The organism is Microcoleus sp. MON1_C5, from assembly GCF_036701875.1.
GTDB lineage: Bacteria > Cyanobacteriota > Cyanobacteriia > Cyanobacteriales > Microcoleaceae > Microcoleus.
This window is the reverse complement of the sequence record NZ_JAUBRN010000008.1, coordinates 16,380-38,103: the sequence shown is the minus strand read 5'-3', so window position 1 is coordinate 38,103 and position 21,724 is coordinate 16,380. Positions and strand designations below refer to the sequence as shown.

Genomic DNA, 21,724 nt, shown 5'->3' with positions numbered 1-21,724 from the left:
AGAATTAATCTGCCATGAAATGACGCACCATGCGATTAGGAAGGTGCGTCTGATGGGATTTTTGGGAGAATTAATTAGACCTTAACTGACGCACCCTACAAGTGGGGTTAATTGTCGATCGCATCCCTCCGCCGCTGGCTGTAGCGTTTCAATTCATCAATTAAGTGAGTATCGTTAGATGCTGTTCTCGCGCCCGCTTCCGCCGCCCAGCGCTTCAAATCTTCAATTTGCGATCGCGCGATCGCAGCTAAAGGTACAGTATCCTCGATCGACCTCAAAATATCCTCCGTCATCAAATCTCGGCGCTGTCCGTTTACAAAAGTTCCAAACGCCCGATACAACCCATCTATTACCACTTGTTCAATTTCTGCACCGCTAAAATTCTCAGCGCGTTTCGCCAAAACCCCCAAATCAAACTCGCGCAATCTAGTCGGCCGCAAACGCTGCAAATGCACTTTAAAAATATCTTGCCGTTCCGATTCAGAGGGCAAATTTAAAAAGAAAATTTCATCAAATCTGCCTTTTCTGAGCAACTCTGCGGGCAAAATCCTGACGTTATTTGCAGTTGCGACAATAAACACCGGACTGGTTTTTTCCTGCATCCAAGTAATCAAACTGCCGAATACCCGGCGCGAAGTTCCCGAATCGCCGTCGCTACCGCTGATAATGTTGCCGAAGGCTTTATCTATTTCATCGATCCACAAAACGCAAGGTGCGATCGCCTCTGCTAATTGTATCATTTGCCTGACGCGACTTTCGCTTTCCCCGACCACGCCGCCAAACAATCTCCCAGTATCCAATCGCAACAGTGGCAAACGCCATTCTGAGGCGATTGTTTTCGCAGATAAAGATTTGCCTGTGCCTTGAATTCCTACTAACAAAACTCCTTTCGGATTCGGTATGCCGTAGCGACGCGCTTCGTCAGTAAAAGCATCTTGCCGCATCTTTACCCATTGCTTCAAATTCTCCAATCCGCCCACACTTTTTAGGGATTCTCGGGAGTTGAAAAACTCCAAAATGCCCGTTTGGCGAATTGCTTGCTGTTTTTCCTCCAAAACTCCGTCAATATCTGACTCGTTAATTTGCTGTTTGGCGGCCAAAGCTTTAGCCAAAACCCGCCCGATTCTAGCGCGGCTCAAACCCTGACAAGCTTTAACCAACTGTTCCCTTGCTAAACCGCTAACTTGCAACTGTTGCGGCTTTTCCACAACGTGGGAAATTAAACTGTCGATTTCTTGCACGTTGGGCAAAGGAAAATCAATTACTGTTACTTCTTCTTTCAATTCTTCGGGCAATTCCAGCGTGTGAGAAGTAAGAACTATAGTTTTTTTGCTGCGCTTCAATTCCCGCGTTAAATTCCGCAATTCTCGCACTACCGGCGCGCTTTTTTCGCTGTATGGATATTTCAAAGTTGGGTGCAAATCCCGCAGTACAAATATGGTATATTCTTCAACAGCAGTTTTGCTGACGCGATCGAGCGCCGCCATTACCGAACCTTTCCCTGAACCGTTATCTTCCCAGCCGCGCACGAGATCCCAGAACAACACCCGGCGCGCGGGAGTTACTTGCAGCGCTACTTGGGCAATTACGGCTTCGACCGGTTCCTCCTCCGCGCCGACAATGTACAGCAGCGAATAGCGGGCGCGAATCATCAAATCTATTCGCTTTACCAGGGCGTCGAAGTGGTTATTTTTACTGCCCTTGACGACATCCACTTCTTGGGGTTGGGGGTAATTTTCTGTCATTTTATTTTATATTTTAGATGTTAATTCAACTTTATTAAATATTTTGTTAGCAGTGAGGAATTTAGTCCTTAAAATGATTTCACCAAACTAACGGTTTGTAGTAAGGACTTTACTCCTTAACCACCATTTAACGGGACTAAATTCCGTAATGCAAACGTTAAAATTATAACAGAATAGTACGCAATTGACTACTTAGCAACTTTTCGAGCTTGTTTCACCATTTCAATCAGAGTGTGGTGAGCATCTTCGGCGTCTTTTAAAGTGCGATCGAACTTAACTCTGACAGGCACTGTTTCGTCCTTGACTTTAGCGGTTAAATCCATGCCGTTCGCATCAATAGCGAGCATTTGAGCTTCTGTTGCCTCTGGTTGGTCGCCAAATGCTTGAGCGTATAGCACGACAGCACTAGCGTGGTCTTCGTTCATGTGAGTGCAGATGCGATCGCTAATCTCAGTAGAAAACGGTTCTGACATGGGAGATTCCTCAGATGCAATATCCATCGATTGTACTGCGATCGGTAAGACAAATTCGCAGTTGACAAATCACTTCGCAATTTGCTAAGATAATATGAAGATAATTTTAGAGGGAGTCTTATAGATTAGATGGGTAAATTTGTTTATGATTGAGGAACTGTATGCACGTTATTTCTGAATCTAGACTCAAAGAATTCTGGGAAAAGTATCCTGACGCTAAAACAAGCCTGCGATCTTGGTACAAAAAAACGACAATAGCCCAGTGGTCTAACCTAGCTGAAGTGAAAGCCGTTTTCTCATCAGCAGATATAGTTGGAAACTTTACTGTTTTTAACATCAGAGGTAATAACTACAGACTGATTACCTTTATAGATTATGAATATCGGCCTAAAAAAATTTTTATTCGCTCTGTACTTACTCATGAAGAATATGACGAAGATAAATGGAAAAAAGACTCGTGGTATGAATGATAATTTTATCATTTTAAAACTTACGCAATAATCCTAGGGATAGGGGCAATTCCCCGTGGTTGCCCCTACATTCACACCATACATATATTGAGGATATGCGTAATTCCTGTCTTTTTTTAATATAGGATACTCACATGAACAACTCTAGCGCTTATATCGAACTACTCAAAACATTTCCTCCCCGACCCATAACTGCTGAAGAGGAATTAACTGCAACTCAAAAAGCGATCGATTCTTTGTTGGACAAAGGCGAACTGACTCCAGACGAACGCGACTACCTCCATGTACTAGGAACTCTGGTTTATGAGTATGAGCAAACTTTAGAACCCATACCTGACATTTACGGAGTAGAACTATTAAAGGCTTTAATCGAAGAATTTGAACTCAGACAAAAAGACCTAGTTCCTATTTTTAAAACCGAGTCTATTGTCTCTGATATCCTCCGCGAAAAGCGCCAACTTACAACGGAACACATCCAAAGACTTGCAGAGTTTTTCGGCGTATCGCCCGCTGTTTTCTTTCCGCTGCATCCAGTTCAAACAACTGCTTAAAATTCAAGCGAGCGTTTTGGGCTGCCTGGTTTTAATAAAACTTTGCGTAATGCTATGAAAAATTTCTGTTGCATAGCTTTTCATAATTAATATTATTACCTCCACCCATCCCACGGACTAACCTCAATCACCCCAGAGGGTTTAAACACTACCTTAAATTGACTAAAATGCTTTGGTTTAGGAGCAACTTTACGAAACGAAGAAAGAGAAACTTCTTGAATAAAATCAGCCGCTGCTTGGTTCAGCGGCTGACAATCTATAATTACCCCTTCTTCATTCACGGCAACCCGATAAACTAATGAAGTTTTGAAGGTGGGAGTCGAGCGCCAACTCTTGTCAATTTGGTCGTAAACTTTCCGGTTCAACTGTGCAATTTCACCGGGGGAGAGAATTTCCGAAGGTGCTGCCTCTACCTCTGGTGCTGGAGAATTAACCTGAGTCGCACTCGGGACAGGTACAGGCCAAAGCTTAATAGTTTCATCTGCGCTACCGCTGGCTAAAACAGGATTTTGAGAGCTAAAAGCAACTGACCAAACAGGCTTAGAATGATCCGCAAAATTTGTCATCAGTTCGCCTGTTTTCAAGTTCCACAGCTTGATAGTTTTGTCGTAGCTGCCACTAGCTAAAGCCTGTCCATCCTGGCTAAAAGCAACTGACTGCACCGGGCCGGAATGCCCTGTTAATGTATGCAGAACTTTGCCATTTGTAAACTGCCACAGCTTAACAGTTTTATCCGCACTGCCACTCGCTAAAGTTTTGCCGTCAGGACTAAAAGCAACTGATTCCACCGACCCGGAATGCCCAGTCAGGGTGTAATTGCCGCCATCATCAAGCCACCAAATCTTAATAGTTCCATTCTCGCTGCCGCTTGCTAAAATTTTACTGTCCGGGCTAAAAGCGACAGATTGAATCCAGTCTGTATCTGGAAGTGTGCTGAGTAGTTTCCCATCGGAAAAATTCCACACTTTTACAGTTTTGTCGGTACTTCCAGAAGCGAGTAACCTTCCATCTGGACTGATACTTATTGCCTTGACATCATCGGCATGACCTTTCAAGGTATTGATGAGTATGCCAGTTTTGAGATTCCACAATTTAATCCGGTTATCCCAACTCCCGCTAGCCAAAACATTGCCATCAGGACTAATGGCTAGGGATTCAATTGCATCGGTATGTGCTTTTAAGGTGTAAAGCAATTCGCCGGTTTGCAGGTTCCAGATTTTGATAATGCCGCCATAACTACCGCTGGCTAAAGTTTTGCCGTCTGGACTGAGTGCGATCGCGTAAATCCACCCAGAATTATCTTTAAAACTGCGAGAATATTGAGTTAACAGCCCCGATTTAAACTGCGATACAGTTGTTTCCAATTCCGGAAGCGACCTAGACCAGCCGATGCCCGCCGCAGTTACAACCGCTGTTAGTGTCCAGGCTGCTGAAACTTTCCATTTAACTGCTTTTGATATCATAAATATGGCCTCCACCACTCACTTTATGTAAAATAAATTTCCAGATTTCAAGCCCAGAAATTGATTGAAGATTTTTCGGCTGCATTCTACCTTTGAGAAATACTATCCAATACTCTTGTTAGCACTGTTACTTTGCCTTCTGTTGGCTGATGTTTTTGTGGTCTAGATTGCCGCTCAATCAAAACTCGACCGAGAAATAAAACTATTGTGGCGGTTATAGCTGCAATTCCAACAGGCGTTAAATATGTCCAGTGACCGGCCATTTTATCCCAGATATGCCCGGTTACTAAGAACATAGCAAGGTAAGTGAGACTCTGCAATTTTTTCCAATTTTTCTTGAGCCTTTTCACACTCCAATCGTTAGAGGTGATAGCCAAAAGAGTAAAAATAATGAATGTTGCTACTCCCTGGAAGTAAACAAAATAAGTTTTGATATCAAAGATATCAAAGTTTCTTTGTTTGAAAAATATGAATCCGTGAGCTACAGCTAAAAAGAAAGAGATCAGACCAATGAAGCGGCGATATTTCAGCAGCCATTGGGGAAAGCCAGTTTTTTTGGTGAGAGGGAAAACAATTCTCAAATTTGTGGGAAGCAGTGTCAGAATATAGCCTGCTAAGGCCGCGAATCCCAGGAGACTCGCCTGAGAAAATGTATCTAAATCCATCGTTGAAAGTTGCATAACTTACTCTAATTGCTAAGGAAGTAAACTCCAAATATGCCGGACTCTTCCGTACTTAGTGTGCCAAATTATTAGTTTTCTGGTGTCCTACACCATAGCTGGCTAGGATTTCAAGGCAATCGCCCCGAGTTGAGCAAGTTGCCCGCAAGCGGATGTAAATAATCTCAAAGCGTTACCTAGCAAAGCCTGGAGGCTAAAGTTAAAGTAAAAAAGCACACTAAGGAGGAAATAGCAATATGCCGAGAGTAGCATTTTAAAATCGACCTGTCAATTAAGTTTGAAGTTTAGAAAAAGTCTTCGCCAAAATAGCTGGTTAAAAGTTTAGTTTTTAACTATAAAAAATGGTCAGCATTAGCTGACCTTGGGTTGAGGAGATTACCTGAACTTTTGGCTAGGTATCGCGCCCAACTACAAACTGGTTATACCCCCTTTCAATAACAGAGGACTGAAGTTCTCGCTACAAACTGCCCAGCCTAACTAAAAGATCGATCGTCAAACGGCAATTCATCAAACCGCGAATCAATATCAGCCTCAGAATTCGCAACAGGGGAATTAGCGCGAGATGCCGGCGGCTTAACAGAATTCACCTGGGCTACTGATAACTTGGCCGCAGGTTCCGATTTCTGTAGGTTAACTACCGGCAACTCGCCGCCATTTTCTCCATTTTTGCTCGTTTGATTCCACATCATCATTCCCAGCAAACCATCAACCAAACCGCCGCCGCTACCGTTCCCTGTTACCGCAACATCTGGCACAACTCGCACGTTGCGATCGCCTATAATTTGCATTAACTGCAAAGCCGTATAACCGGAACCTCCCAAAGCCACAACACCCGCGCGATAAGCTTCAGCTTGAGCATTTCCCTTCACCCGAATCGACTCAGCTTCGCCTTGAGCTTGTTTAACCTGAGAATTCGCTTTCAACTCAGAAATCTTCACGTCGGCGTTGCTTAATCAGGGTATGAAAAAAATCACTTGAAAATCCCGAAGTTTTGTGAATACTGGTTTCTATGACTTGCATATTTAGCCTTTCATACCCTAAATCAGCCACGCCAAAATCTTTATTTCAAAAGCTTACTCTACACTGAATATACCTTTTGTCAATTGGGGAAGTTCAGTGTAATTGGTGATTGGTAATTGTAGGTTGGGTAGAAGGAAGGGAAACCCCATTTACAATTACTATTAACACTCAAAGTCAAAAGTCAAAAGTTAACAGTCAATAGTTAATTGTTAACCATTGACTGTTAAACTGAATGCCTGTACCGAACTCGCTAGGAACTGCGTGAATGGCTGTTCAGTCTCTCGATTTAGAAGTTTTGGAGAGCTTACCTTCAAAAGGTTGAACTCCACTATTTGGATAGTTGTCATCGCTGGGGCTAAAAATCCGCACCGCTGCTTCCGAAACGTAACGCATCGCGTTTGCCAAAGATTTAGAAAGATTCATAGAATCTGCCTCTCTTAATCTGGGTTCTGATACTTATTAGATTACTCGGATTTTTGGGCTATGGATGACTTTAGCAATATTTATTTGAATTACTTATTGGTCTGCAACATTGAAGCAAGCTGAAGGTTTTAGGAATTACGCATTGTTGGACGATCGACCTTTTGCTGGTAGATTTTTCCTTGGTCAACTCAAGCTGTCGCGATCGCCCTCCCGACGCTGAGAAACCGGGTTGTCTAACTCTATTCAAAGGCTGCAAGGAAATATTTTCGCAAAAAACCGGGAACGCTTGAGTGTTTGTGCTTAATTCCTGAGTTTGTTAAATTAAATATTTATATTGGTTTTACCATAATATTAATGTACAAATTAACCGAAATCCGCTATGAAAGGGCATAATAAGCGAATTTCTCCGACAAATATATGTAATCTTTATCAAAGATTTACAAAAAGATATGGTGTTTGTCACTATAATTAAAAAAAAGAAGTTTGTCCGGGGTTTTTCTTATGAAAACTACCACAGAAAGCCTGCAGCTCACAGGTTTTGAAGAAATCTTAGAAGACCGGGAACTGACGGTTTCTTCAGCAGATTACAGCCTTTTGACCGATCTCTACCAGCTAACGATGGCCGCTTGTTATGTTGGGGAAGGGCTCGACGGGCGGGTCGCGAGTTTTGAGTTGTTCGCGCGCAGGCTGCCAGAGGGTTTTGGCTACGCGATCGCGATGGGTTTGGCCCAAGTTCTCGATTATTTGGAGAAATTTCGGTTTTCGCCGGCGCAAATTCAGGCTTTGCAGTCCACTGGGATTTTTGCCGGCGCCCCGGAGCGATTTTGGACTTTACTCGCCACAGCCCGCTTTACTGGCGATGTTTGGGCGGTGCCGGAGGGGACGGCGGTGTTTGCCAACGAGCCTCTGCTGCGAATTGAGGCTCCTCTGTGGCAGGCTCAGTTAGTGGAAACTTATTTATTGAATGCCATAAATTATCAAACTTTGATTGCGACGCGGGCAGCGCGGCTGCGCGATGTGGCGGGCCCGGAGGCTAAGTTGCTTGAATTCGGGACGCGCAGGGCTTTTGGGCCTCAAGCTGCTGTTTGGGCGGCTAGGGCTGCTCTGGCTGCGGGATTTGACGGAACTTCTAATGTTTTGGCTGCTTTGAAGTTGGGCCGCAAGCCTGTCGGTACGATGGCCCATGCTTTGGTAATGGCTGTCGCTGCCCTCGAAGGCAGCGAGAATCAGGCGTTTGCAGCTTTTCACCGCTATTTTCCGGGGGCGCCGCTGCTGATCGATACTTATGATACTGTGGCGGCGGCGCGGATGTTGGCCGATCGAGTAAACAGCGGTGAAATGCAGTTGGAAGGCGTGCGGCTGGATTCGGGCGATTTGGCGGTGCTGTCTCGGGAAGTTCGATCGATCCTTCCGGGCGTTCCAATTTTTGCTAGTGGCGATTTGGACGATCGAGAAATTGCGAAATTAAAAAGTAGCGGCGCTTGCATTGACGGTTACGGTTTGGGAACCAAGTTGGTCAGCGGTTCCCCTGTCAACGGTGTTTATAAGTTGGTGGAAATTGACGGAATTCCGGTGATGAAAGAGGCAAGCGGCAAGGTAACATATCCAGGAAGAAAGCAAATTTTTAGACATATTGAAAATGGGCAAATTCTCGGAGATTGTTTGGCATTGTCAGGAGAAAATATTAAAAATTGCGATTCTATACCATTAATGAAATTGGTTGTCAAGGACGGCAAACGAGTCCAGAACGAGGAAAGTTTGGACGATATCGCCAAACGAACTGCTGCTTCTGTCGCCAGTCTTCGACCCGAAACTCGCCAACTTGACAACCCAATTTCGTCGCAGGTGGAAATTTCTCCAGATTTGCAGAGTCTCACCCAAAAAACCCAAAAGACTCATTAGTCAGTAGTCAACAGTCAACAGTCAACAGTCAACAGTCAACAATTACCCATTACCCATTACTCATTACCGATTCCCTATGCAGAAGATTGCTCTTTTTGGAACCAGTGCCGATCCACCCACAGCAGGACACAAAACAATTCTGAGTTGGCTTTCCCAACATTTTGATTGGGTAGCAGTTTGGGCGTCGGACAATCCTTTTAAGTCGCACCAAACTTCTCTAGAACACCGATCGGCAATGCTGCTGTTAATGATTCAAGAAATTAATTCGCCCAGACACAATCTTTGCTTGCATCCAGAACTCAGCAGTCCGAGGACGCTAGAAACTGTGGAACAAGCAAGATTGCTGTGGCCGAATGCAGATTTGACGCTGGTAATAGGTTCGGACTTGGTGGGGCAACTGTCTCGCTGGTACAAATTTGAACAATTGTTAAAACAAGTGGACTTGCTGATAGTACCGCGACCCGGTTATCCCTCCGAACAATTAGATTTGTGGCAGTTGAGGCGGATGGGTGCAGACGTGGCGATCGCATCTTTGAGTGCTCCCAATGTTTCTTCTACTTCCTATCGGGAAACAGGAGACAGGGAAGCTCTGACTCCGACCATCGAAGATTACATCAATAGGGAGCATTTGTACGCATGGCACGAGGCACGAAAAAGGGCGAAGGTTGCTCATTAGCTGACTTTAAAGTAGGAGTAGATAATGTGATTTTCTCCGTCGATGCCGTGCAGAACCGCTTGTTGGTGCTGTTGGTAATGCGGCAAGACGAACCGTTTATCGATTCTTGGAGTCTTCCTGGTACTTTGGTGCGGGACGGAGAGTCTCTTGAAAATGCGGCTTACCGAATTTTGTCTGAGAAAATTCGGGTAAAAAATTTGTATCTGGAGCAATTGTATACTTTCGGAGAACCGGGGCGCGATCCTCGGGAACTTACCAGGGGCGATCGCTATCTTTCGGTGAGTTATTTTGCTTTGGTTCGCTTTGAGGAAGCTGAGTTAATTGCTGGGAGTGTAGTGGCGGGTGTGGGCCACCGCGTCGGCGGCATTGCTTGGTATCCCGTGCAACAAGTTCCACAGCTTGCCTTCGATCACAATCAAATTCTCGAATACGGATACCGGCGACTGCGTAACAAACTTGAATACAGTCCGGTAGCTTTTGAAGTTTTGCCGGAGCTTTTTACTTTGAGCGATTTGTATCAGCTTTATACAACTATTTTGGGGGAAAGTTTTTCGGATTATTCTAATTTTAGATCTCGATTGTTAAAATTGGGTTTTTTGTGCGATACCGGTGTTAAGGTTTCCCGCGGGGCGGGCCGGCCTGCTAGTTTGTACCGCTTTGATGCGGCCGCTTTTGCTCCTTTCAAAAATAAGCCGCTGGTGTTTATTTAGCTGTTCCTTGGATGACATTCGGGGAGCAATTTAGTAACATTAGAATAGAAGCTATTAAGGAGTGCAGGCTATGAAAGACCCTGATGAATGCGCTAATATTCACGAAGTTCGGGAGGAAATTGATATTATCGATCGAGAAGTGATCGAGGCTTTGAGCAAGAGATTTCAATACGTCATCGCTGCAGCAAGGTTCAAAACGAGTGAAGCTAGCGTTAAAGCGTTCGATCGCTTTCACGATATGTTACAGCAGCGGCGCGAGTGGGCTAAAGAGTCGGGTTTGAATCCTGATGTGGTTGAAAATATTTACCGGGATTTGGTAAATTATTATATTGAGGAAGAGTTGAAACATTACAAATCTAAGTAAGTTTTTGCTAGATTCAAATCTAGGACTATAGGAAAGTGAGTCCGCGCGGGCGGATTGTTAGCAATATTTATTAAGTGATTTGGTGATATGAAAATTGCGATCGCACAACTCAATCCTACAATTGGTGATATCTTTGGCAACTCCAACCTAATTCTGGAGGCTGCGAAAAAAGCTGAGGTTGAGGGCGCAAACTTATTGCTAACACCGGAACTTTCCCTGATCGGTTATCCGCCGCGCGATTTGTTAATCAATCCGAGTTTCATTGCAGATGCAGGTGCACAGTTGCTGCAACTGGCGCAAGCTTTGCCACCGGAGTTGGCAGTCATAGCAGGTACTGCCTTACCTAATGCTAATGCTGTTAAACTCGGCGGAAAATCATTGTTTAATAGCGCTGTTTTGTTGCAAAATGGCGCCGTCAAACAAGTTTTTCATAAACGCTTGTTGCCTACTTATGATGTATTTGATGAAGATAGATATTTTGAACGGGGAGAAAACAGCAATTACTTTTCTCTTGGCGAACTCAAAATCGGCGTGACAATTTGTGAAGATTTGTGGAACAATGAGGAGTTTTGGGGTAAACGCACTTACGCAGGCGATCCTATTTCCGATTTGGCAAAATTGGGTGTAGATTTAGTGCTGAATTTGTCGGCATCGCCTTATTCTGCGGGGAAGCGGGGAGTGCGATCGGCGATGTTGCAGCACAGCGTCATCCGCTGCGGGATACCGATTATTTACGCTAATCAGGTAGGGGGAAATGACGATATTATTTTTGACGGCAGCAGTTTTGCTGTGAATCGAAAGGGTGATTTAATTCAGGTATTAGCTTCTTTTGAAACGGATTTTGCGGTGCTGGAATATGACGCAGCTAAACAAGATTTAGTTGGCAGCGGCGGGATCGGGCAAGATGCCCGATCCACAACAGATTTAAGTTTTCATCCGGCAGAAGGAGATGCCGAAATATGGGCGGCTTTGGTTTTGGGAGTGCGAGATTATGTTCGCAAGTGCGGTTTTTCTAAGGTTGTACTCGGTTTGAGTGGGGGGATAGATTCGGCTTTGGTGGCGGCGATCGCCAGTTGCGCGATCGGGCCCGAAAATGTTCTAGGGGTGCTGATGCCTTCTCCTTATAGTTCAGATCATTCGGTTAATGATGCTTTGGAATTAGCCCGAAATCTGGGCATGGCGATCGAACTATTGCCGATCGGCGATTTGATGAAAACTTACGATCGCACTCTCGCCAATTTGTTTGTCAACACAACTTTCGGGATTGCTGAGGAAAATATTCAATCGCGGATTCGAGGCAATCTGTTGATGGCAATTTCTAATAAGTTCGGACATTTGCTGCTTTCGACGGGCAATAAGTCGGAAATGGCGGTGGGTTACTGCACTCTCTACGGCGATATGAATGGGGGATTGGCGGTGATTTCCGATGTGCCGAAAACTCGCGTTTATTCGCTTTGTCGGTGGCTGAATTCTGGGAGTGAGAAGGTAAAAAATCAGACCGAGTTGGAAAAGGAAATTATTCCGGTTAATATTATTAGTAAAGCGCCGAGTGCTGAACTGAAACCGGGACAAATTGACCAAGATTCTTTGCCGGATTACGATGTTTTGGATGACATCTTGCAGCGGTTGATAGAACATCACGAATCGGCCCAACAAATTGTCGCTGCAGGACACGATGAAGCCGTGGTTAAACGTGTAGTAAAATTAGTCAGACAAGCGGAGTTTAAACGGCGACAAGCAGCCCCGGGTTTGAAAATTAGCGATCGAGCTTTTGGTACCGGTTGGCGGATGCCGATCGCCAAATCTTCATTCTATTAAACGCATCATTAAACGCAAAATGGTTAACATCGACGGTAGTTTCGGCTTCGATTTTCTCCTGGGAGCTCTCAGCAACGATACGATTAGAGGATTTGCGGGTAATGATACTGTTCAAGGTTTGGGGGGAAACGACCGAATTTTTGGCGATCGGGACAATGATTTGCTAGCAGGAAATGAAGGCGCTGATACGCTGTCTGGCGGTCAGGGAAGCGATACACTCTATGGAGGACAAGACTCCGATTGGATTTTTGGCGATCGGGGTAACGATTTGCTAATAGGCGGCGAAGGCGGGGATATCTTGACAGGAGGCGCGGGGGAGGATTTATTTGTGATTGAAAGAACCGCCGCCGCATCTACTATTACTGAAGCCGATACAATTACTGATTTTGGCAACGGCAATGATAAAATTGTCTTGACAGAAGGCATGAAGTTTAGCGATTTAGAGCTTTCTGTTTCCGACAACCAAACTATTATGAAAGATAAAAATTCTGGCAAATATTTAGGAGTTGTTTCGGGAAATTCTAATCTGACTGAATCCAACTTTATTTCGCTGTTTGGCCAACTAGATAGGGGTCAGCTTTTGCCAATTTCGGTTAACACGACTATAGCCGATCGCGCGATCGGACTAGAAGTGGCGCAAACTCCCCAAGAACAAGCCACAGGTTTAATGTTTCGGACAGAATTACCGGAGGACAGAGGAATGTTTTTCCCGATTGAACCAGCGCGAAACGTGCGTTTTTGGATGAAAAACGTGTTGATTGAACTCGATATGGTTTTTCTGCGGGAAGGCGTAGTGCAGGCGATAATTCCTAACGTACCGCCGTGTTTGACCGAAACCTGCCCCAACTACGGCCCGGATGTTCCCGTTGACGGAGTGATCGAACTAAGAGGCGGAAGGGCAGCCCAATTGGGACTCAAAGTTGGCGATCGGATTCCCAATTTACCCTAAAAGGTATATGATTTTATCGCAGCATTCAACATTTGTGCATCCAATGAATCCTATTGAATTAAAAATAATCCCCAATCAAACTCAAGACGGTTTAGCTTACCAACATTTGCGCTTGCGTATTACAACTCAAGACGGTATCATCACGCCAAATGATTTACAAGGTTTGAAACTTCCTCAAGACGTTCAATTCAGCCAAGGAATTGTCATTGAAGGTAGAGGAGCAATTTGGCTGTACGGGTATTTAGTACACGAATGTCATCCTGCGGCTTGGGTTGGATGTTACGATCCGCGATTAGAAGGTGCCGTGGTAGTAGCGACGCACAAGCACGAGGTATCAGTTGGACAGGTATTAAAATTGAGTTTACCGAGCGATTAAGACTCTCCTAAGTTTGAGTTGATAATAAATAAAAATAAAACTTCCCGTGGTGGGGGCATCTTACCTGCGTTAGCGACACGCTAACACTACTGTTTCCACCACAAATCCCGGAGAGTCGTGATTAAATTAGAGCGTTTTGGATCAATCGTCCAGACTATTGTGCACCAGACTATCCAGCTATGAATACCGAGCGCTGTTGAATTGCTGTGGGAGAAATTGATATAAAGGGCAGGAGAGATAAATTCTCTAACCGTGCAGGTTCCACACCTGTGGATTAGGTAGTTGCACCTGGACTAGATATCTTTTCTACAACTCGCTATCACACCTACGAAACCTACACCGGCACATCGATCGCAACCCCTCACGTAGCGGGTGTAGCGGCTTTGGTTTTGAATGCCAATCCGATTCTTACTCCGGCCCAAGTTGAGTATATCTTGACGACAACAGCCAACCCAAATGGGATAATAGCCTAGAAAAAATAGGCAGCAACTATTCAGAAACATTAGTCGATCGCCATACAACCGCGCAAATCTGTTTTGTCCGAACCTCCGCGCGGATGGGATGTGGATGCAATCCAGCAATGGAGGGCAAATATGGATTGACTTCGCAGTTAGAAATTTGGCAGAAAGTCGGCGGTTCTAGTTGTCGAACTTGCCAAGGTCAAATTCAAAAGTTTAGCAAGCAAGTAGGATAGAACATGAGCTCGCAAGTAAGTCCTATACCAAGGGAGTTTCCAGGCTAGTATCCAACAGTTGCTGCATGAAGTTGGCAAAGTTATGTTGACAGCGATAAAAGCATAACTAGGTACAGTCTTTTTGCTGGCGCGCAGACATGACAAGCGTGGAGAGTTACAAAAATTAATCTGTTTTCTACTTTCGCCAATTGCGGCAAGTAACAGTTAATACCGCATATTCCAGGTTCATGAACTAGAGTAGCAGCTATATTGTGTGGTGTTAATCTGTAGGGTGCGGATCTGCGAGATATTGGAGAAAACTTGCAGATTGTTGATGGCAACGCACCTTACTTGCTGGACTTTTCAAAGCTTTTTACCTATGCCTGTTTCTCACAAATCATTTAGGATTGCTATAAATTGAGAGGGGTTTAATAATATTGAGGAATTGCTGCAAAATGGTGGACGAATGATTATGCCGCCAAACAGCAGTTAATTGAGTGGTTGTCGTTTGTTCCTGAATCTGACGATAGACCACTCCTTCGCGTTGAATATTCTGTACGTGAGATGGCAGAATGCTGATACCTGTTTCGCCTGCGACTAATCCCAAAATTGTGACCATAAACACGGCTGTTTGAGCAACTTTAGGAACAAACCCTGCTTGCGAACATACATGGTAAATTTCCTCAGATAAGCCAGCCACAATCTGATGAAGGGGCATTACAAATTCTTGATCCTTTAGGTCGGAAAGCGAAATTTTGGATTGGGCTGTAAGCGGATGGTTTTTGGGTAAAACGACGACAAGTGGTTCTTGCGTGAGAGACATCGTTTCTAAATCATTCGCTTCAGAAATATCGTGGTAGAGATAGAGAAAAATGATATCAGTCTGGCGATCGCGCAACCTCTGAATTAAGAAAGCACTGTGTTCTTCCTGCAAAATCAGTTGTACCTCTGGATATTGCTGTCGAAAAGTTCGCAGAATCTCTGGAAAGACACCATTCGCGATCGAACTGGGAAAACCCACCGTCAAATAACCCAATTCACCCTGATCGATGCGCTGGGTTTTATGTACCGCTTGTTCTAACTGTACCAAAGTTGCGCGAGCTTCTTCTAAAAACGCCTGTCCTGCTGGGGTTAGCTGAATCGGGTGACTTTTGCGATCGAATAGCTTCACACCCAGTTCAGCCTCTAAATCTTTAATTTGTTGACTTAGGGGCGGTTGGGCAATGTGCAATCGCTTTGCGGCGCGACTAAAGCTCAGTTCGTCTGCCACTGCAATGAAGTAACGAAGATGGCGAAGTTCCATAGGTTATACGATTTTAGATTTTAGATTTGAGAATAGAACGATTGGGAATGAATGATTACTATCCTGGTTTGGAGCACTGGCCTACAGTTACATTCTCTTTTGTAACGGGGATTAAATACTATATTTTTTAAGTATATTGTTATATAAAAAATAGTATTTGACATACAGCACTAACTTCTTTATCTTGAAAGTAATAGTTATAAAATTCGGCACGCAATACCCATTTAAGTATTGCTTAATGAGGATTATTCATGATTTCGCAAGTAATTCGACGAGTTGCAGTTGTGGGAGGAACCCACGGAAACGAGTTGACTGGGGTTTATCTGATTAAGAAGTTTCAACAATTCCCCGACTTACTGAAACGATCGAGCTTTGAGGTGGTTACTCTATTAGCTAATCCTCAAGCGGTAAAGTTCAATCGGCGTTATGTCGATCGCGATTTGAACCGTTGCTTTACCGAGGAAGATTTGTCTAACCCAGATTTGAGGGATTACGAGGACAGACGTGCTAAGGAAATCTCCGCCCAACTATGTCCTAAAGACCAACATGGAGCTGATGTCATCATCGACCTTCACAGCACAACGGCCAACATGGGGCTGACTATTTTACCATCTAGCAAACATCCATTCAATTTGCAATTATTAGCTTATTTGAGTGAGATCGAGCCCTCACTGCGAGTTTGTTTGGGAGAGCATTCTGGTCAGGATGCCCCAATGCTTCGATCGCTGTCTGCTTTCGGTTGCACCATAGAAGTTGGGCCCATCGCCCAGGGAGTCATTAACGCCCGTCAGCTTCAGCAAACCGAAATGCTGGTTCACGCCATTCTGGATTATCTCGACGCACAAAATCGGGGAAAACGGCTTCCTGCACCATCACATTTAACTGTATATCAGGCGATCGGCTCAGTAGACTATCCCAGAAACTCAGTAGGTGAACTGCAAGCTGCGATCCATCCCCAACTTCAGTTCAAAGACTATGAACCCTTGCATCCCGGTGAACCGATGTTTCTCACATTTACGGGAGAATCACTCCCCTATCAAGGAGAATCTACTGTTTTCCCTGTATTCATTAACGAAGCTGCCTATTACGAAAAAGGGATCGCAATGGTCTTGACGAAAAAACAACAGCTTCAGCTTGAAACTGCATAAGTAAGTGGGTACAAATCAACATAAAGTGGGGAGGGCGCGTGAGTGCAACAGTAAAGTATTTCATAGTATAGATCCTCAACTAATCCCGCCCTACAATTCCCACAATTTTTTTTTTTCGATTACCTACTTAACTTACTCATGATGACTTTTATGAACTTAGGGTTATGACTTTTATGAACTTAGGGTTATGACTTTTATGAACTCAAGCAAGGAATTTATGACTTGACTTGGAAGTTCGGCTCTGGCATGATGTTAAGTAATACATTTAAATCAAGTATTTTTTCCCCAAAACCCAAGTGAATCTCAAATTATCAGGAGCAAATTTATGGAAAGTACGCTGGGTATACTTGCAAGCGATCGCGAACAGCAGCTCACAGCAGCATTAACAACCTTTGGTAACAGCGGTCAGCTTAATTTTTTCACTGCATCCAATCCATTTAATGCCAGCGTCCCCACCAACGGCTTTGACACGGATAATTTGACAGCGATCGGCAGCAACGAACAACAACAAATAGCAAATTTTATAGTATCTCAAAATAGCGAGATTTTCAGTTACTCAGGCAGCGAGCGAGCCACTAGCAGTACATCTCCCGTTCAACAAAAATCGAATTCAGAAGCCATGACTGCCGGCACATATCTGCTAACCGGAATGAGAACGGCTAATCAGTTGGATTTATCAGATCCAGGCAACTCCTTAGCCACTGCACGCAATATTGGTGTTGCTGATAACAATCGCCTCACCTTCAATGATTTTGTCGGAGTTGACGATAACGATGATTATTACCGCTTTACTATTAACAACAATAGCGATTTAAGCTTGCGAATCGATGTTTTGAATGGAACCGGTATCGAGTTGATTCAAGATAATAATCGCAACGGTGAGGCTGATTATGATGAACTTCTTGGCCGCGATTATGCCTCAGCAGGTGCATCCGGCGAGATAAATTTCTTCAACCTGACTCCTGGAGATTACTATGTCGCAGTTTATAGTTTCTCTGGCTATAAGAATTACAACCTGAATCTTGCTGCAACGCCTGCTACTGGTTTTAGCAGCAATTACGGATACGGTTTAGTGGATGCAAATGCAGCAGTAGCCCGCACTTTTAACAGTCCAGTTAAGTTCCCCGAAGTTCCCAATGTGGGCGGGAATGATTGGGCAAGAGACATGGTAAATGCGCCGGAAGTTTGGCAGGGAGGAATTACCGGAAATGGGATTGTTGTAGCTGTCGTGGATAGCGGTGTTGACTACAACCATCTCGATTTAGATGCCAATATTTGGCAGAATGCCGATGAGATTCCCAATAACCAAATTGACGACGATCGCAATGGATATGTAGATGATATCCGGGGTTGGGATTTTGCGTGGAACGACAACAACCCAATGGATTGGAACGGTCACGGGACTCACGTAGCAGGCGCGATCGCGGCCGAACGCAATGGTTTTCACATCACAGGAGTTGCCCCCAATGCCAAGATTATGCCTGTCAAGGTGTGGGATCCGTATAACTGGAACATCAATAGTATTGCAGAGGGAATTCGCTATGCTGCTAATAATGGAGCCAATGTAATTAACCTCAGCTTGAGCGATTATCGGTTATCTTCCAAGGTAATTGAGGACGCAGTTCAGTATGCAAATAGCAAAGGCTCTGTTGTCGTCATGTCAGCAGGAAATGATTATTCCAGCCAACCCGATTATCCAGCTAAAAATGCCGATCGCTTCGGAATGGCTGTGGGAGGAATAGATAGAAATAGCAAGATGGCTGACTTTTCTAACCGTGCAGGTTCTAAACCTTTGGATTACATAGTTGCACCGGGAGTAGATGTTGTTTCTACAACTCCTTATAACACCTACAACAAGAAAACCGGCACGTCAATGGCAGCCCCTCACGTAGCGGGTGTAGCGGCTTTAGTTTTGAATGCAAATCCGAATCTAACTCCGGCTCAAGTCAAGCAAATTTTGACTTCAACAGCAAACGCAAATGAGATAATAGCCTAGGAAAAATAGGCAGCAACTATTAGACATCTCCAGAAATGCAAGTCTTGAACAGGCAGGATGCCTGTTCCACAATAATATAATTTTTGGAGAAGTCTATTCAGAAACATTAGTCGATCGCCCTACAAGCGCGCGAATCTGTTTTGTGAGAAAATACGGGCGATCGAACACTCGTCAATTTACCAAATTTGCACTTTTAATGTGAGGACTTATGACTATTGATCTCGTCTCAGTTAACTCAGCAGGCGATCGGGCGATCGGTGACTCCGATCTCCCCTCCATCTCCGCTGACGGGAGGTTTGTTGCCTTTGCATCTGATGCGTCCAACCTCGTGCCGGGGGACACTAACAATAGCAAGGACATCTTCGTGCGCGACATACTAACCAACACCACCATCGGCGTCTCTGTTGACTCAACAGGCAATCCGGGGAACAACTTTTTTTCCGGCCGTCCCTCCATCTCAGCCGACGGAAGGTTTGTGGCGTTTGAATCTGTTGCCTCCAACCTCGTGCCGGGAGATACTAACGGCTATATCCATGTTTTCGTGCGCGATTTGTCAACCAATACCACCACCCGCATTTCTGTAGACTCAGCAGGCAATCAGGGGAACCGTGGCTCCTTAGACCCCTCCATCTCAGCCAATGGGCGGTTTGTGGCGTTTACTTCTGTTGCCACCAACCTCGTGCCGGGGGACACTAACAACAGTCTCGACATCTTCGTGCGCGATTTGTCAACCAATACCACCACCGGCGTCTCTGTAGACTCAGCAGGCAATCAGGCGAACGGCAGCTCCTTAGACCCCTCCATCTCAGCCGACGGGCGGTTTGTGGCGTTTTCATCTAATGCAGCCAACCTCGTGCCAGGAGACACTAACAATAACTACGACATCTTCGTGCGCGACTTGTCAAACAACACCACTACCCTCGTCTCTGTCAGTTCTAACGGCGCTCGGGCTAACGGCTTTTCCTCCCTTAGCTCCATCTCCGCCAACGGGCGGTTTGTGGCGTTTTCATCTGATGCAGCCAACCTCGTGCCAGGAGACACTAACAATAACTACGATGTCTTCGTGCGAGACTTGTTAACCAATACCACCACCCGTGTCTCCGTCAGTTCCAGCGGCGAACAGGGGTTCGGCGATTCCATATCGCCCTCCATCTCAGCCGACGGCAGGTTTGTGGCGTTTTCATCTAGTGCTGCCAACCTCGTACCGGGGGACACTAACAACGGTGCTGACATCTTCGTGCGCGACTTGTCAACCAACACCACCACCCGCGTCTCTGTTGACTCGGCAGGAAATCAGGGGAACGACACCTCCTTCTCTACCTCCATCTCAGCCGACGGGGGGAGAGTAGCGTTTTCATCTGATGCCTCCAACCTCGTGCCGGGGGACACTAACAATAGGGAGGACATCTTTGTTGCTGACTTAACCAACACTCCAGGTGGCATCAATAACTCTCCAAGTGGCATCAACGGCACGAACGGCAACGACAACCTGACCGGCACAAACGGCAGCGATAACATCAACGGTTTTGACGGCGATGACACACTCACCGGTTTGCGAAGCAACGATATCCTTGTCGGGGGCGGCGGCAGCGACAACTTGTCTGGCGGCAAAGGTTTTGACACCCTCAACGGCGGTTTGGGAAACGATATTCTAGTCGGCGGGGCAGGCAACGATGTATTTGTTTTAGGTGCCGGATTGGCAGTTGATACAATCTCTGATTTCGCCAACTCTCAAGATACCGTGCAATTAATCAATGGCTTGACCTTCGGACAGCTATCAATTTCTGCTGGAACGGACGGCACATTAATTAGAGTAGCCAGCAGCGGTGAAGTTTTAGCTTCTTTGACAGGTGTTGCTCCAAACCTCATCGGCCCTGAAGATTTCGTCTCTGTTTAAGTATCTGTCGATTCTCAATTGCCTGCTGTAGAAACACAGCACTGCTTTGTCCTTTCACCGAATATCTCACCTTTACTCAAAGAACACGATCGGGACTTACGCACTCCGACAGAGAAACCGGGTTTTTTACCGAATCGGCGGGTCACAACGCAGTATTTTCGTAAAAAACCCGGTTTCTGAACCCCCATGCACAAGCCCTAGCAAAAAATGGTTTGACGCGCAATATACTGTTGTTAGCTTTTAGTTATTAATTATGGCAAATTATAAAACAGTTTTTTTGTTCAATAGTGTAACTTTAGTGCTAGTTGGGATAGTGACGGCGTGTCTGAATTTATTCGGTTCTTCGGTAAAAGGGTTATTTTTGCCCCCTTGTTCTGCCACGTATCCGGGGGCAGGTTTCTTTTTCTTGGCGTTCCAAATGTTATTTTATTGGTCGGTAATGGTGTGCGCTTTTACCTTTGGATTGCTGAGAATTATCCAACCCGATCGCCCAGAAAATCGATTTATTTTATATTCGGCACTGTTTGCAGGTTGCTTTCTGTTCAATGAAGTTTTTCGCACCCACGTTCATCTGGGACGTGCGGGTTTTCCGAAAGTGACAATTGTCATATTTTACGCCTGGGTGGCAATTGCATACGGATTAGCTTTTCGGAGACAAATTCGCTCGACTCCCTATGCTTTACTGCTGAGTGGCGTTGGTTTGTTATTTGTTGCCTTTTTTGCCGAAGCGCTGCCTTTAAAAAACGAGATTGTTTCGAGCTTGCTGGAGGGAATACCGAAGCTGTTGAGCGGAATTAATATTGCATTTTATTTTTGGTTTTTGTGTCAGGGTTTGATAGTGCGATCGCTCAATTTTTCTAACAAGACATCACATCCCGAATGAAGTAAGATGAAGATTTGCCGTTGGGTGGGGGCGGGTTTTTGAGATTGTCGGTTTTTGGCCAATATTGTTGGTAAAACCCGCCACTACATGATTGTATAATCGGTTAAAAGTGAGATATTGCACCATTTTCAATTAGCCTTTTATGAACAGGCAAGATGCCTGTTCCACAAGAAAATTTATATTTTGTGGAACAGGCATCTTGCC

General features: G+C 45.0%; 20 protein-coding genes and 1 pseudogene. 14 read left to right on the top strand and 7 right to left on the bottom strand.

The window, feature by feature from the left end; all coding sequences use genetic code 11:
* Nucleotides 1–107 precede the first annotated feature (107 nt).
* Nucleotides 108–1,745 carry an AAA family ATPase gene (locus tag QUA71_RS05915; RefSeq protein WP_333283260.1) on the bottom strand — a complete coding sequence of 546 codons (1,638 nt, stop codon included), beginning with the start codon at nt 1,743–1,745 and terminating at the stop codon, nt 108–110.
* Nucleotides 1,746–1,933: 188 nt separating this feature from the next.
* Entirely contained in the window at nt 1,934–2,245 is a 312-nt protein-coding gene (locus tag QUA71_RS05910; RefSeq protein ID WP_445243754.1) for a DUF2470 domain-containing protein, read from the bottom strand.
* A gap of 134 nt (nt 2,246–2,379) precedes the next feature.
* Here QUA71_RS05910 and QUA71_RS05905 point away from each other — a divergent pair, with 134 nt between their 5' ends.
* Nucleotides 2,380–2,688 (top strand): type II toxin-antitoxin system HigB family toxin, encoded by a 309-nt coding sequence (locus tag QUA71_RS05905; protein ID WP_333283259.1) that lies wholly within the window; start codon nt 2,380–2,382, stop codon nt 2,686–2,688.
* Nucleotides 2,689–2,822: 134 nt separating this feature from the next.
* Complete coding sequence (locus tag QUA71_RS05900) at nt 2,823–3,239, top strand: transcriptional regulator (RefSeq protein WP_333283257.1); 417 nt, start codon at nt 2,823–2,825, stop codon at nt 3,237–3,239.
* Nucleotides 3,240–3,334: 95 nt separating this feature from the next.
* Here the strand turns inward: QUA71_RS05900 and QUA71_RS05895 are convergent, their stop codons facing one another.
* The 4 genes from QUA71_RS05895 to QUA71_RS05880 all read right to left on the bottom strand — a co-directional run bounded on the left by QUA71_RS05895 (nt 3,335) and on the right by QUA71_RS05880 (nt 6,825).
* Entirely contained in the window at nt 3,335–4,702 is a 1,368-nt protein-coding gene (locus tag QUA71_RS05895; protein ID WP_333283255.1) for a WD40 repeat domain-containing protein, read from the bottom strand.
* A gap of 86 nt (nt 4,703–4,788) precedes the next feature.
* Nucleotides 4,789–5,382 (bottom strand): ferric reductase-like transmembrane domain-containing protein, encoded by a 594-nt coding sequence (locus QUA71_RS05890; RefSeq protein ID WP_333283253.1) that lies wholly within the window; start codon nt 5,380–5,382, stop codon nt 4,789–4,791.
* Between the two features lie 473 nt (nt 5,383–5,855).
* Entirely contained in the window at nt 5,856–6,320 is a 465-nt protein-coding gene (locus tag QUA71_RS05885; RefSeq protein ID WP_039887846.1) for a hypothetical protein, read from the bottom strand.
* Nucleotides 6,321–6,675: 355 nt separating this feature from the next.
* The gene (locus QUA71_RS05880) at nt 6,676–6,825 is read right to left on the bottom strand and encodes a hypothetical protein (RefSeq protein ID WP_006635335.1); all 150 of its coding nucleotides are present in this window, start codon (nt 6,823–6,825) and stop codon (nt 6,676–6,678) included.
* Between the two features lie 501 nt (nt 6,826–7,326).
* Between QUA71_RS05880 and QUA71_RS05875 the strand changes: the two genes are divergently transcribed.
* The 8 genes and pseudogenes from QUA71_RS05875 to QUA71_RS05840 all read left to right on the top strand — a co-directional run.
* Entirely contained in the window at nt 7,327–8,727 is a 1,401-nt protein-coding gene (locus tag QUA71_RS05875) for a nicotinate phosphoribosyltransferase (protein ID WP_333283250.1), read from the top strand.
* 76 nt (nt 8,728–8,803) lie between these two features.
* A complete protein-coding gene (locus QUA71_RS05870) occupies nt 8,804–9,403 on the top strand; it encodes a nicotinate-nucleotide adenylyltransferase (RefSeq protein ID WP_333217882.1) in 600 nt (199 codons plus the stop codon).
* A complete protein-coding gene (locus QUA71_RS05865; protein WP_333283248.1) occupies nt 9,364–10,113 on the top strand; it encodes an NrtR DNA-binding winged helix domain-containing protein in 750 nt (249 codons plus the stop codon). The genes QUA71_RS05870 and QUA71_RS05865 overlap by 40 nt, the downstream gene beginning before the upstream one ends.
* Before the next feature lie 70 nt (nt 10,114–10,183).
* Nucleotides 10,184–10,477: an isochorismate lyase gene (locus QUA71_RS05860; protein WP_190658973.1), complete on the top strand. Its 294-nt coding sequence runs from the start codon at nt 10,184–10,186 to the stop codon at nt 10,475–10,477.
* Nucleotides 10,478–10,564: 87 nt separating this feature from the next.
* Nucleotides 10,565–12,295, top strand: coding sequence for an NAD+ synthase (locus tag QUA71_RS05855; RefSeq protein WP_333283246.1), 1,731 nt, complete (start codon nt 10,565–10,567; stop codon nt 12,293–12,295).
* Nucleotides 12,296–12,314: 19 nt separating this feature from the next.
* Nucleotides 12,315–13,244: a DUF192 domain-containing protein gene (locus tag QUA71_RS05850; RefSeq protein ID WP_333283244.1), complete on the top strand. Its 930-nt coding sequence runs from the start codon at nt 12,315–12,317 to the stop codon at nt 13,242–13,244.
* Between the two features lie 43 nt (nt 13,245–13,287).
* On the top strand, nt 13,288–13,620 hold the full coding sequence (crn3, locus tag QUA71_RS05845; protein WP_006635328.1) for a CRISPR-associated ring nuclease Crn3/Csx3: 333 nt from the start codon (nt 13,288–13,290) through the stop codon (nt 13,618–13,620).
* A gap of 290 nt (nt 13,621–13,910) precedes the next feature.
* A pseudogene (locus QUA71_RS05840) lies at nt 13,911–14,093 on the top strand (S8 family serine peptidase); the annotation flags it as partial.
* Between the two features lie 597 nt (nt 14,094–14,690).
* On the opposite strand, the gene QUA71_RS05835 reads toward QUA71_RS05840, so the two are convergent.
* The gene (locus QUA71_RS05835; RefSeq protein ID WP_190658967.1) at nt 14,691–15,596 is read right to left on the bottom strand and encodes a LysR substrate-binding domain-containing protein; all 906 of its coding nucleotides are present in this window, start codon (nt 15,594–15,596) and stop codon (nt 14,691–14,693) included.
* Between the two features lie 251 nt (nt 15,597–15,847).
* Here QUA71_RS05835 and QUA71_RS05830 point away from each other — a divergent pair, with 251 nt between their 5' ends.
* The 4 genes from QUA71_RS05830 (at nt 15,848) to QUA71_RS05815 (ending at nt 21,520) form a co-directional block, all read left to right on the top strand.
* On the top strand, nt 15,848–16,744 hold the full coding sequence (locus QUA71_RS05830) for an aspartoacylase (RefSeq protein ID WP_333283241.1): 897 nt from the start codon (nt 15,848–15,850) through the stop codon (nt 16,742–16,744).
* A 325-nt stretch (nt 16,745–17,069) separates the two neighbouring features.
* Nucleotides 17,070–18,740, top strand: coding sequence for a S8 family peptidase (locus QUA71_RS05825; RefSeq protein ID WP_333283239.1), 1,671 nt, complete (start codon nt 17,070–17,072; stop codon nt 18,738–18,740).
* Between the two features lie 208 nt (nt 18,741–18,948).
* The gene (locus QUA71_RS05820) at nt 18,949–20,637 is read left to right on the top strand and encodes a calcium-binding protein (RefSeq protein WP_333283237.1); all 1,689 of its coding nucleotides are present in this window, start codon (nt 18,949–18,951) and stop codon (nt 20,635–20,637) included.
* Between the two features lie 418 nt (nt 20,638–21,055).
* Nucleotides 21,056–21,520: a hypothetical protein gene (locus QUA71_RS05815; protein WP_333283235.1), complete on the top strand. Its 465-nt coding sequence runs from the start codon at nt 21,056–21,058 to the stop codon at nt 21,518–21,520.
* Nucleotides 21,521–21,724 lie beyond the last annotated feature (204 nt).